17 protein-coding genes are annotated in these 11415 nt (G+C 65.0%); 11 read left to right on the forward strand and 6 right to left on the reverse strand.

Going from position 1 to position 11415, the window contains the following annotated elements:
- Positions 1-37: 37 nt before the first annotated feature.
- The gene (locus C442_RS11320) at positions 38-310 is read right to left on the reverse strand and encodes an HAH_0734 family protein (RefSeq protein WP_004593652.1); all 273 of its coding nucleotides are present in this window, start codon (positions 308-310) and stop codon (positions 38-40) included.
- A gap of 186 nt (positions 311-496) precedes the next feature.
- On the opposite strand from C442_RS11320, the gene C442_RS11325 reads away from it, so the two are divergent.
- From C442_RS11325 to C442_RS11355, 7 genes are all read left to right on the forward strand, one after another.
- Positions 497-763: a hypothetical protein gene (locus C442_RS11325; protein WP_008310538.1), complete on the forward strand. Its 267-nt coding sequence runs from the start codon at positions 497-499 to the stop codon at positions 761-763.
- Between the two features lie 128 nt (positions 764-891).
- The gene (locus C442_RS11330; protein ID WP_004593654.1) at positions 892-1170 is read left to right on the forward strand and encodes a 50S ribosomal protein L44e; all 279 of its coding nucleotides are present in this window, start codon (positions 892-894) and stop codon (positions 1168-1170) included.
- Between the two features lie 2 nt (positions 1171-1172).
- Positions 1173-1346, forward strand: coding sequence for a 30S ribosomal protein S27e (locus C442_RS11335; RefSeq protein WP_004518703.1), 174 nt, complete (start codon positions 1173-1175; stop codon positions 1344-1346).
- A 1-nt stretch (position 1347) separates the two neighbouring features.
- A complete protein-coding gene (locus C442_RS11340; protein ID WP_008310540.1) occupies positions 1348-2148 on the forward strand; it encodes a translation initiation factor IF-2 subunit alpha in 801 nt (266 codons plus the stop codon).
- A 27-nt stretch (positions 2149-2175) separates the two neighbouring features.
- The gene (locus C442_RS11345; RefSeq protein ID WP_008310542.1) at positions 2176-2358 is read left to right on the forward strand and encodes an RNA-protein complex protein Nop10; all 183 of its coding nucleotides are present in this window, start codon (positions 2176-2178) and stop codon (positions 2356-2358) included.
- 5 nt (positions 2359-2363) lie between these two features.
- Positions 2364-3122: a proteasome assembly chaperone family protein gene (locus tag C442_RS11350; protein ID WP_008310544.1), complete on the forward strand. Its 759-nt coding sequence runs from the start codon at positions 2364-2366 to the stop codon at positions 3120-3122.
- A 97-nt stretch (positions 3123-3219) separates the two neighbouring features.
- Positions 3220-3843 carry a J domain-containing protein gene (locus tag C442_RS11355; RefSeq protein ID WP_008310546.1) on the forward strand — a complete coding sequence of 208 codons (624 nt, stop codon included), beginning with the start codon at positions 3220-3222 and terminating at the stop codon, positions 3841-3843.
- A 108-nt stretch (positions 3844-3951) separates the two neighbouring features.
- Here the strand turns inward: C442_RS11355 and C442_RS11360 are convergent, their stop codons facing one another.
- Positions 3952-4842, reverse strand: coding sequence for a universal stress protein (locus tag C442_RS11360; protein WP_008310547.1), 891 nt, complete (start codon positions 4840-4842; stop codon positions 3952-3954).
- Between the two features lie 321 nt (positions 4843-5163).
- Between C442_RS11360 and C442_RS11365 the strand changes: the two genes are divergently transcribed.
- Complete coding sequence (locus C442_RS11365) at positions 5164-5583, forward strand: universal stress protein (protein WP_008310549.1); 420 nt, start codon at positions 5164-5166, stop codon at positions 5581-5583.
- A 95-nt stretch (positions 5584-5678) separates the two neighbouring features.
- Here the strand turns inward: C442_RS11365 and C442_RS11370 are convergent, their stop codons facing one another.
- Positions 5679-6692, reverse strand: a complete 1014-nt coding sequence (locus C442_RS11370; protein ID WP_008310551.1) for an alcohol dehydrogenase catalytic domain-containing protein — start codon at positions 6690-6692, stop codon at positions 5679-5681.
- A gap of 80 nt (positions 6693-6772) precedes the next feature.
- On the reverse strand, positions 6773-7945 hold the full coding sequence (locus C442_RS11375; protein WP_008310553.1) for a threonine synthase: 1173 nt from the start codon (positions 7943-7945) through the stop codon (positions 6773-6775).
- 83 nt (positions 7946-8028) lie between these two features.
- Here C442_RS11375 and C442_RS11380 point away from each other — a divergent pair, with 83 nt between their 5' ends.
- Positions 8029-9282 (forward strand): NAD(P)/FAD-dependent oxidoreductase, encoded by a 1254-nt coding sequence (locus C442_RS11380; protein ID WP_049942949.1) that lies wholly within the window; start codon positions 8029-8031, stop codon positions 9280-9282.
- 38 nt (positions 9283-9320) lie between these two features.
- Here C442_RS11380 and C442_RS22150 read toward each other — a convergent pair whose 3' ends face one another.
- Together C442_RS22150 and C442_RS11385 are read right to left on the reverse strand one after the other, a co-directional pair.
- Positions 9321-9476, reverse strand: coding sequence for a hypothetical protein (locus tag C442_RS22150; protein WP_008310556.1), 156 nt, complete (start codon positions 9474-9476; stop codon positions 9321-9323).
- Between the two features lie 37 nt (positions 9477-9513).
- The gene (locus C442_RS11385; RefSeq protein WP_008310558.1) at positions 9514-10251 is read right to left on the reverse strand and encodes a metallophosphoesterase; all 738 of its coding nucleotides are present in this window, start codon (positions 10249-10251) and stop codon (positions 9514-9516) included.
- 81 nt (positions 10252-10332) lie between these two features.
- Here C442_RS11385 and C442_RS11390 point away from each other — a divergent pair, with 81 nt between their 5' ends.
- Entirely contained in the window at positions 10333-11100 is a 768-nt protein-coding gene (locus C442_RS11390; protein WP_008310559.1) for a DUF7839 domain-containing protein, read from the forward strand.
- A gap of 46 nt (positions 11101-11146) precedes the next feature.
- Positions 11147-11302 (forward strand): hypothetical protein, encoded by a 156-nt coding sequence (locus tag C442_RS22155; protein ID WP_008310562.1) that lies wholly within the window; start codon positions 11147-11149, stop codon positions 11300-11302.
- Positions 11303-11415 lie beyond the last annotated feature (113 nt).

Consider the following 11415-nt stretch of genomic DNA (forward strand, 5'->3'; position numbering starts at 1 on the left):
GCGAACGGCGGTTACTCAGCGCGCAGTGTCGGGCCGGTCAGGACTCGGCGTTCGGCGGCGCGCGCTCGCGAAGGACGGTGACGGCCTCGGCCTCGATGTCGTCCGTGTCCAGATGCATCGGGATGTACTCCTGCCGTTTGAACGTCTCTTCCTCGTCCTCCGAGCCGATGGTACACCAGAGCTGTGGTCGGTCCGGGCCGTGCCAGTCGCCCTGCCGCGAGACCGAGAACACCTCGTACTCCTCGTCTTCGTACTCGATGCGGCCGCCCTTTCGCAGCCCCGGGTCGCCGTGGATAATGAGCTTCTTCATGCCCGTTCCTTTGCCAACAGCGTACTTAGTGACTTCGAAGGCGATTGCGACACGACGCACTAGCCGACAGCGGGCGACAGGTGAACTACCTGTGACTAGAATGACCTTATACTCTTGCCGATAGTGTTTAGATGGTAAACATCCTGATAGCGGATATTTATATATCCGGAATAGCGACAGTCGTGTATGTTGAAACAACAGCAGCGGTCGTGCGAGCGGGCCTCAGTCGTCGTCAGCCCGATGGACGACGACGGACGGATGGAACTCCGGGACGTCGAAGCCGACGAAGTCTACGAGGTCGTGGACTACATCGACGAGGAACTGGCGATGAAGCTGGGGTCGCTCTCTGCTGGCGAAGCGGTGAATCTCGAACTGGTGGCCGGGGCAGACACGTCAGACGTGTTCGGCGCGGTCCGAATCGAGTCGACCGGTCCCTCCGCGCGGTTCCGGTAACGGTGTGGGATAGCTGTCGTAGCGCCGGTCACTCAGTCACAGCAGCGGGGAATCGAGCGCCGCACAACAGGTGCGAACCAAACGGGTTTTAAGCGGCCACGTCAAATCGCTCGGTAAGGCCGATATCTATGCAGATGCCACGACGATTCAATACGTACTGTCCGCACTGTAACGAGCACCAGGAACACGAGGTCGAGAAAGTCCGTAGCGGCCGTCAGACCGGCATGAAGTGGATCGACCGCCAGCGCGAGCGTAACTCCGGTATCGGGAACGACGGCAAGTTCTCGAAGGTCCCGGGTGGCGACAAGCCCACCAAGAAGACGGACCTCAAGTACCGCTGTGGCGAGTGTGGGAAGGCCCACCTCCGCGAGGGATGGCGCGCTGGCCGACTGGAGTTCCAGGAGTAACGATGGCAGGAAGCTTCATCACCGTCGAATGCCCCGACTGCGAGAACGAACAGACCCTCTTCGAGAAGGCCGCGAGCGAAGTTTCGTGTGCCGTCTGTGGCCACACCATCGCCCGCCCGACGGGCGGCAAGGCCGACATCGAAGGCGAAGTGACCGCCGTCGTCGAGGCCCGATAGGATGAAATACAGCGGCTGGCCCGAACCGGGCGAACTCGTCGTCGGCAAGATCGACGAGATCGAGGACTTCGGCGTGTTCGTCGACCTCGACGAGTACGAAGGCAAGCGCGGCCTCTGTCACATCTCCGAGGTCGCCAGCGGATGGATCAAAAACGTCCGCGACCACGTCAACGAAGGGCAGACAGTCGTTGCCAAAGTGCTTGACGTCGACGAGAGCGCCCAGCAGATCGACCTCTCGATCAAGGACGTCAACGACCACCAGCGAAAAGAGAAGATTCAGGAGTGGAAAAACGAGCAGAAGGCCGACAACTGGATGGAACTGGCCTTCGGCGAGGACCTGGACGACGAGACCTACGCCGCCATCGCCAACGAACTGCTGGCGGAGTTCGGCTCGATGTACGACGGGTTCGAGTCGGCGGCGATCCACGGCAACGACGCCCTCGAAGACGTCGACCTCTCCGAGGAGGAGATCGACGCCATCGTCCAGACGGCACGGAACAACGTCTCCGTGCCGTACGTGCAGGTCACCGGCTACGTCGACCTCTCCTGTCCCGAAAGCGACGGCGTCGACGTGATCAAGGAGGCGCTCCAGGCCGCGGAGGGCAACGGCGAGGTCCCCGACGAGATCGAGCTCGAAGTGACCTACGTCGGCTCGCCCGAGTACCGCATCCAGGTGCAAGCGCCCGACTACAAGACCGCCGAGGACGCGCTCGAAGAGAGCGCGGACCGCGCCGCGAAGGTCGTCGAGCAACACGGTGGTTCGGGGCAGTTCCACCGCGAGCGTAGCGAAGACGACGAGTAAGTCGGTTGTCGCACCAGTGATTCACCGATGAAATCGGATATCCACGTCTGTGCCGCCTGGGAATCCGAACACGACCGGCCGGTGTACACGCTGGACGACACCTGTCCGGAGTGCGGACACGAGGCGGTCAACAGTGCACCCGCGCCGTTCTCGCCCGAAGACAGCTACGGCGAGTATCGACGTTCTCTTAAGCGCCGCAGCCGCGAATAAGCCGTATGGACGAATTCGACATCGAGCGCGTAGCGGACCCCGACCTCGACGAGCCGGTACTGGTCGAGGGGTTGCCCGGCGTCGGCCACGTCGGCAAACTCGCCGCAGAACACCTGCTGGAGGAGCTCGAAAGCGAGCTCGTCCGTCGCGTCTACTCGACGCATTTCCCGCCGCAGGTCAGCATCGATGACGGCCAGGCACAACTCGCCTGCGCCGAGTTCCACGCTGTCACCCCCGACGAGGGCCAGGACCTGCTCGTCCTCTCCGGGGACCATCAGGCGCAGGACAACCAGGGCCACTACGGCCTGACCGACACGTTCCTCGACATCGCCGACGAGTTCGGCGTCCAGCGGGTGTTCGCCCTCGGCGGCGTCCCGACCGGTGAACTCATCGAGGAGTACGACGTACTCGGCGCGACGACGACCGAGGAGTTCAAGGAAACGCTGGAGGACGCTGGCGTGGCCTTCCGCGAGGACGAACCGGCCGGCGGCATCGTCGGCGTCTCCGGCCTGCTGCTGGGCCTGAGCAAGCGCCGGGACGTACCGGCCAGTTGTCTCATGGGCGAAACATCGGGCTATCTGGTCGATCCCAAGAGCGCGCAGGCCGTCCTCGAAATCCTTCAGGACGTCATCGGGTTCGAGGTCGACTACAGTTCGCTTGAGGACCGCGCCGACGAGATGGAGGAGGTCGTCCGGAAGATCCAGGAAATGGAACAGCAGAACTCCCCGTCGCCCGCCGACGAGGACCTCAGGTACATCGGCTGAGTCGGATTGCCGTTCCCGTGTCTCGGTATTGGTGACCGCGGAGTCGGTGCTACCGGAGAGCGGGAATTTCTTTACCACTGGAGCCTAACGGAGGGGCGTGCAGACAGAACCGGGCGTCCTACCGGAGTGGCTGCTCCTCGGGCTCGTCCTCGGTGTCGCCGGAACCCTCGTCGTCGCCGGGCTGTTCGTCCTCGCCAATCGTGTGTTTCCGGCCGAGCGGCCGAACCGACAGGCGACCGACGGCGGAGAGATGCGACGCCGCGCGGAGCTGCGGGAGTACCTCACCGCCATCGACGAGCAGTTCGCCGAGAACCACTTCGTCGAGGGGCAACACGTCGCCTTCTACCTGCCGAAACGGGACGTGGCGATCACGTTCGACGCCCGGGCGTACTACCGCATCGAGCGGTCGCCGACCGTTCCCGTACTGGTCGAACACGAGATGCCGGGGGTCTATCTCGGCGCACGCCTTCCCTTCGAGACACCTGAAGTCAACCTCGGCCCGGACCCGGAGGAGGAACCACACCCGACAGTGCAGGCGTTCAGCGAACTGGGACTGACACAGAATGCATCACTGGACGACGTGAAATCGGCCTACCGTGAGCGCGTCAAGGAGGTCCACCCGGATCACGGCGGCAACGAGGACGAGTTCAAGCGCGTCAGAGAGGCGTACACGACTGCGAAACAGCACGCGTCCGGCGCGTCGAGACAGCGGGCATCGTAGGATATCAGACAGCGGTTCTCGAACGCGTTGTTCACCCGAGAATCGGTCGATAATCCAGCGGGTATCGCCAGGCGATGACTGACCGGAGGGCGCTACCCGACAAGCGTGTCACTGCATCGGGACACAACAGACCGGTACAGCCGCATTACGGACAACGGTCTCAGTGACGCTTCCGGTCAGATATCGCGTGAGGCCGGATCGACCGTGTGTTCCCATCGCGATGAGGTCGATATCGTGTTCCTCGCTGTAGGAGAGGATAGTGCGTGCAGCCGGGCCGCTTGCGATATTACCCGCGACACTGACGCCTGCATCCCTGGCACGCTCATGGACCGTCTCGAGTGCCTCCTGGCCGGTCTGCTCAAGCGCGTCGTGAATCTCGGCTGCCCCCTCAACGCCGCCGAAGCGACTCGTATCGACGGAATACATCGTGTGTATCGTCGCGTCAAACACCTCAGCTAGCGTGATTCCCCACTCGATCGCGAGTTCTGCGCCCTCGCTGCCGTCAGTCGGGAGCAGAACGTTGTCGTACCGCTGGTCGCCGATTTCGACGATGTCCCCGTCCGGCGTTACCGTGACAATCGGGACATCTGCGGTCCGGAGCGTCTTTTCTGCGACACTCCCGAGGACAACCCGTTCGAACCCTGTCCGCCCCTGTGTCCCCATACCGATGAGATCAATGTCGTGGGTATCGACGTAGTCGTTGATCACCTGAAACGGGATGCCCGACTCGACAGCGGTCGTGATTTGCCCAGAGAGATGTGCCCGGGCGAGTCTGGCGATGGAATCTACCGCTCGTTCTGCCTCCGCTTCGAGGAGACGCTCCCGGTCAGTCTGCCCGTCAGAATTCAGATCCGGTTCGATGTCACGGGAGTCAACCGCTGACAGTACGTGGAGGTCGGCACCGATTGTGGCAGCGAGATCGATACCTCGCCGGGCACCGATCCGCGCGCCGTCACTGCCGTCGGTCGGCACGAGAATCGAGTCGATCGTTCGGCTCATGGACACAGTTTGACAGGCTATTGATTTAACACTACGTTCGATTCTCACCACGAAGTAGCGTCGTTCATTCGAGAATCATCTTATGCCGCGTACGCGTGCTGCATCTCGCACGCCTCGTTCAACCGACACAGTACCCGACAAAAGCCGTAGCGAGATAGAAGATCACCACAGTAGTAATACGTCGCTTATCCTGATACCGTCGGCTGTAAGTCTGTGAAGAATTTCGCCACCTCAAGGTAGCGAATATCTTGAAATAGTTACAGCCAACAGTATGAGACAAGCGCACCACCGTTTTATCAGCCACCTGACCGTAGTCGGGATATGATCTCACAGATTCTCGTTCCGATGGACGACTCGGAGATGGCCCGGCGAGCGCTCAAGTACGCCCTTGAGAACCACCCTGGGGCGGAGATTACTGTCTTACACGTCGTGGGCGGACCGTCACCGTTGGGGGGAGCGGCCACGGCACTGGCTCTTTCGGAAGACGTCGAAGCGGCCGCGGAGGAGCGTTCGGAGGCGGTATTCGACGACGCTCGGGAGATCGCTGCCGAGTACGATGTCGAAATCACCACCGAGGTACAACTGGGACATCCGGCTCGGGCGATTCTGAATAGAGCCGACGACTTCGATGCGGTCGTACTCGGAAGTCACGGCGGCGCGTTGGCCGATCGACTGGTCGTCGGGAACGTCGCCCAGACAGTGTTCCGTAACTCACCCGTTCCAGTCATCGTCGCTCGGTGAGTGGCGGCGGCTGAGGGATAGACTGACGGCCTCACATTTGCCCCGTTTCCACCGGAATCGGTCCGGAGAAACACCGTCCCGGGTCGCGGGGGTGACTACGGCGTCACGACGAACTTCCCGACGCCATCGCGGTCCTGCATCGCCGCAAACGCCGCACCGGTCTCCTCCAGCGAGTACGTCTCGTCGATTTCCGGGGTGAGGTTGCCGTCGGCGACGAGCCCGACGAGTCTCTCCAGGTCGCCCTGCGTCCCCATCGTACTCCCGATGACTCGTTTGTGACCGAGGAACAGGTCGGGAATATCGATCTCGGATGTGCCACCGGCCGTCCGTCCACAGACCGCCATCCGGCCGCCGCGTCGGAGAACGTCCAGACCGAGCTGCGTGTACTCGCCACCGAGATGATTGAGCACGCCGTCGACGGTTCCGATGTCGGTGACCGCCGCTCGAATCTCGTCCGGGTCGGTGCTCTCGATGGCGTAGTCCAGGCCGAGCGATTCGACCCGGTTCAGTTTCGCCTGTGAGGACGAGGTCCCGACGCTGTGAGCACCGAGAACGGACGCGAGTTGCACGCCTGCGACGCCGACACCGCCGGTGACGCCCGGGATGAACACCAGATCCCCCGGACCGGCCTCAATCCGGCGGAGCATATGGAAGGCCGTCATGTAGGCTGTCGGGAGGGCAGCCGCGTCGACCGTCTCCACGCCGTCGGGGAGCCTGACGAGGCGATCGGCCTGCACGCGGGCCGCCTCGGCGAGGCCGCCGTGGTACAGCGAGAAGTTCTCACAGAGGTTCTCCGGCCCCTCGCGGCAGTAGCGACACGTCCCGCAGGTCTCGTTCGGGCAGAGGACCACACGGTCCCCGGGTTCGACGGCAGTAACGCCCTCGCCCACAGTATCGACGGTGCCGGCGACATCAAGGCCGCTGACGAACGGCAGGTCGTCCGTGTCGACCATCGCGGAGTCCCCCTCGAGAACCCAGAGGTCGTGGCGGTTGATGGCACACGCCTCCACGGAGACCACCGCTTCACCGCGTCCGGGTTCGGGGGTCGGTTGGTTAATAATCGAGACGCCGTCCGGCCCAGTGAGTTCACGGAACGCTGCAGTGCGCATCGGGCCTGTGTTGTGCCACGACGGGCTAAACAACACCGAATCGTGGGATGTTGTAACACCCCCGCATTTCGGCCGGTTGCTCAGATACCTTGGCTCATGAGGTGGCTGCGCAGCAGGTCCGCCTCCTTGCTCCCGGCGACGGGATTCACGAGGACCACGACATCGTTATCGTCGAAGGCCCCATCGTTGGCCAACGCTCGCGCGCCGGCGATGGCTGTCCCACCGGTCGCGCCGGTTTCCGGCCCCATCTCACAGCCGTCGACCGCGCCGGCCAGAATGTCTTTGTCCGGGACGGCGACGCCGTCGCCGCCCGAGCGGTCGAGCGAGTCGAGTGCCGCCGCGCCAGCAGCGGGGTCGGGGACCTCCAGCGGGCCGACGATGGTGTCGGGGTGCTCGATGGTCGCGGGTTCGTCGTCGCCCGCGCTCGCGGCGTCAGCGATGGCGGCCGTCGAGTCCGGCTGTGCGGCGTAGATTCGTGGGACTGAGTCCGTGAGGCCGCTGTCGGCAGCCGCCCGGAACCCACGTTCGAGGCCAACGAGAGTCTCACCGTGGCCGGTGGGGTGGACCACCGCGTCTGGGGCCGTCCAGTCGAGGTCGTCGGCCGTCTCGAAGGCGACGGATTTGGCTCCCTCGATGCGGAAGGGGTGGCCGGGCGCGACCGGGACCCACCCGTCGGATTCCTCGGCCAGTTCCTCGTCGAACGCCGAGACAGCGTCGTCGTACCGGCCCTCGACGACGCGCATATCGCCGCCGTGGACGTTCACCATCGCCTTATTGAGGAACGGGCAGCGCGAGGGGACGAATCCCTTCGATTCGATGCCCGCGCGGGCCGCGTAGGCGGCGTTGGCCTGTGCGCCGTTGCCCGTCGAGGGCGTCACGACGCGCTCAGCCCCGCGCTGCGCGGCGGCGGTGACCGAAAGCGAGAGCCTGCGGTCGCCCAGCGAGGCCGTGGGATTGCGCCCCTCGTCTTTGACGTACACCGAGTCGACGCCGAGTTCCTCGGCCAGGTCCGGAACCGGGACCAGCGGCGTCGCCCCCTCGCCGAGCGTCACCGTCGCGTCCTGCGGGAAGGGCCGAAGGGACTCGTACCGGCCCGGTCCCGTCGTGTCGGGCAGCGCTTCGGGCGTCAGGTCAGGAACGTCGTAGTCGCCGACGAGAACGCCGCCGCAGTCGGGACAGCGGTCGCTCGTGCTGTCGGTTTCCGCGCCACACGCCGTGCAGATGAGGCCGCGAAACGCCGCAGTCGTCTCCATGGTTCTCTCTGTGGACGGGACGACCAAGTGTGGTCCGGTCCCGCTTCAGCACGCTCTTGTCCCGGGCGGTCGAACTGGGAAGTATGACAGATGTCGTCGTCGCCGGCGGGGGGCTCTCCGGGCTAGTCGCCGCCAGGCACCTGGCTGCGTCGGGCCGAGACGTGACCGTCTTCGAGCAGCGCTCGGACGTTGGCGGTCGCGTCCGGACGACCCACGAGGACGGCTACACGTTCGACCGCGGGTTCCAGGTCATGTTCACCGCCTACCCCGCGGCGAAGCGCGAACTCGACATCGAGGCGCTGGCTCCGCGGACGTTCACACCGGGCGCGACCATCGCCAGTCCGAACCACCGTTCGGTGCTGTCGGACCCGCTCCGGAACCCCTCGGCCGCGCCTCAGACGGTGCTCAACACCGACGTTCGCACGGCCGACAAGCTCCGGCTGTTCCGGCTCCAGCGCGAGCTGGCCAACGTCGAGCCAGTCGAACTGCTCTCCCGGGGTGGAAAGACAATCCGGGAGTACCTCGCCGACTACGGCTTCTCACAGCGGTTCGTCGAGCGGTTCGCCGCGCCCTTTTACGGCGGCATCACGCTTGACCGCTCGCTGGGAACGGACAGCAGCATCTTCGAGTACACCTACAAGATGCTGAGCGAGGGGGAGATATTCGTCCCAGCCGACGGGATGCAGGCGATGCCGCGACAGCTCGCCGACCGCGCACGCTCAGCGGGCGCGACCATCGAAACCGACGCGGCCGTGACGGACCTGGAAACCCACGAAGGCGAGGTCACTGCCGAAGTGGGCAACGAGACGGTGACGGCCGAGAGCGCCGTCGTCGCGACGGACCCGCGAACCGCGGCGGAGTTGACGGACATCGACGCCATTCCGACCGAGCCGGTCGGCTGTGTCACCCAGTACTTCGCGCTCCCGACGAATCGCGCACCGACGACCGGACAGCGCATCATCCTCAACGCGGCGGACGACCGGCCGAACACCGTCGCGCCGCTGTCGGCGGTCGCCAGCGAGTACGCCCCCGCCGGGATGGAGTTGTACAGCGCCACGTTCCTCGGGACGCCGGCGGAAGACGACGCGGAACTGGCCGCAGCGGTCCGGGATGCGCTTCGGTCGTGGTATCCGAACGCGAGCTTCGAGGCGCTGGAACTGCTCCGGACCGACCGCGTCCCGTTCGCGCAGTTCGCCCAGCCGCCGGGGTATCGGGACTCGCTTCCGGACCCGACAGCGCCGGACGGGAACGCCGTCTTGGCCGGCGATTACACCCGCTGGTCGTCGATACAGGCTGCGCTGGAAAGCGGCAAGGTCGCCGCTGATCTGCTTCGATAAGGAAAACGCCGATACGACTGCAGGAAGGGAACGGCGGCCTATGCGGCCGGACCGCCGCTATTCGTGTTTCCCTCGTGGTCGTGTCCCTCCCCTTCGAGGACTTCCGAGACGTACTTTATCGTCGCGAAGTACAGCAGCAGTAGCGAGAGCAGCGTAATCGCGATGAGACCCAGCGCGATTTCTGTCTGAACCATGTTCCAGCGTCCACCGTCGCAGGCCAAATATTTACCGTTATAACATTCGACGGAACTCACCCAGCGGCGGGAACGACAGGGTCTCCCGCCCGCTCTCGTCCCAGACGACCGGCTCAAGTCGGTCGGCGTCGGTGACGAGTGGAGACTGGAAGTCGCCGGCACGCATCTCGTTGACCTCGACGCCGGCGTTCAGCCTGTTGAACGACGGGAGCATCACCACGTCGCTGCCGCGGTACTGGCCGCTCCCGGCGAGATAGCAGGGCCGGCGCTGGCCCTCGATGGAGATGGTCGGGTGGTCGTGCCCGACGACGTAGCGCTCTGCGTCGACTTCGGGAGCCTCGTGACCGTGACAGACCACGGTATCGCCGACCCAGTACTCCGTCTCGGTCGGGCCGTCCCAGACACTGTCGAGCATCGTGTCGTGGTTGCCCGGCGTCACGACCAACCGCGCGCCGACTTCCTGACAGGCGCTCTTGAGCCCCGCCACGGTGCTCTCGACCGACCGAGGAACGGTCTGGAACGAGTGGAGGAGGTCGCCGGCGACGACGACCTCCTCGGGGCCGTGGCGCTCGACGAGCGACTGGAACCGCTGGACCATGTCCGAACCGGACCCGACCGGCAGTTCGAGATTCCCACCAGTACCCCGGCCGACGTGGAGATCCGCGACGACGAGCGTCTCCCCGAGCAGGAGCGCCCGGTCGTCGTAACTGGCTGTCATCGCCGTCCAGTCGGCGCTGGTGACGGTTATATTGTCGGTCACGGCGACGGGCCCCATCGCAGGCGGCCGGACCGCGGCCGAATGTCTCGGCCTGACAGTGTCGGTGGTATTTTTACCTGCGACTCCCGTGACTTCTGTATGGTCGACGTCCTGGAGAACAAGCGGGCCGCGACGCGGTTTCGGGTCCTCGTGGAGATCGCCGAGCGCCAGCCCGCGGTGAGTCAGGGCGAAATCGCCGACGCCGTCGGCGTGACGAGCCAGGCCGTCAGCGAGTACATCCGTGAACTCGTCGACGACGGCCTCGTCGAGAAGGAAGGGCGGTCGCGCTACCGCGTCACCAAGGAGGGCGTCGACTGGGTGTTCCAGTCCGCCACCGACGTGCGCCGGTTCGCCGACCACGTCACCGACGACGTGCTTGGCAGCGTGCAGGAGGACGCCGCCATTGCCACGGCGGACCTGGCTGAGGGCGAGACGGTCACGCTCTCGCTGTCGGACGGCCTGTTGCACGCCGACCCCGGCGGTGGCGACGCAACGGGCGTGACGACGACCAGCGCCGCAGAGGGCGAAGTCGTCGGTGTCACCGGCTTCGAGGGCGTCATCGACCTCGACCCCGGCCACGTCAGCGTGATACAGGTCCCGCCGGTCCGGTCGGGGCCGGTCGAGAACGTCGACGACATCGCCGCGGCCTGTGCGGACGCCCCCATCGTCACCGCCGCGGGTGTCGAGGCCGTCGTCGCGCTCCGCGATGCCGACATCGAACCGACGACGCACTTCGCGGCGGGCGAGGTGGCCGCCGACGCCGCATCTCGGGGACTCGATGCCGTCGTCGTCGCGACACAGGACACCGTCGGTCGTGTGACCGACGCCCTCCGCGACGCGAGCGTCGACTACGATGTGACGCAGTAACCAGCAAGTAGCGGGACTTTTCCGGTCGGCTACCGTCGGGACAGCCATGAGCGACCACGAGATGCACGAAGCCGTCGAAGCGTTTCTGAGCGAAGCCGACAACGCATACGACGAGTACGAGCAAGGCTACACCGACGCTGATGCGACGCTCCGGCGACTGGAGACGGCTATCGAGGAACTGCGGACGGCAACCGAGGATTGACCTCCTCCCACGCCTGAAGGCGCGGGATTCCCGCGGCACCGCACCGCTAGGTTGGGAGTTTCAGGTTTGTAGCCAGGTCGGCATGACCGGACTCCTGGCGGGGCCAAGCCGCC

The organism is Haloarcula amylolytica JCM 13557 (assembly GCF_000336615.1).
Lineage (GTDB): Archaea > Halobacteriota > Halobacteria > Halobacteriales > Haloarculaceae > Haloarcula > Haloarcula amylolytica.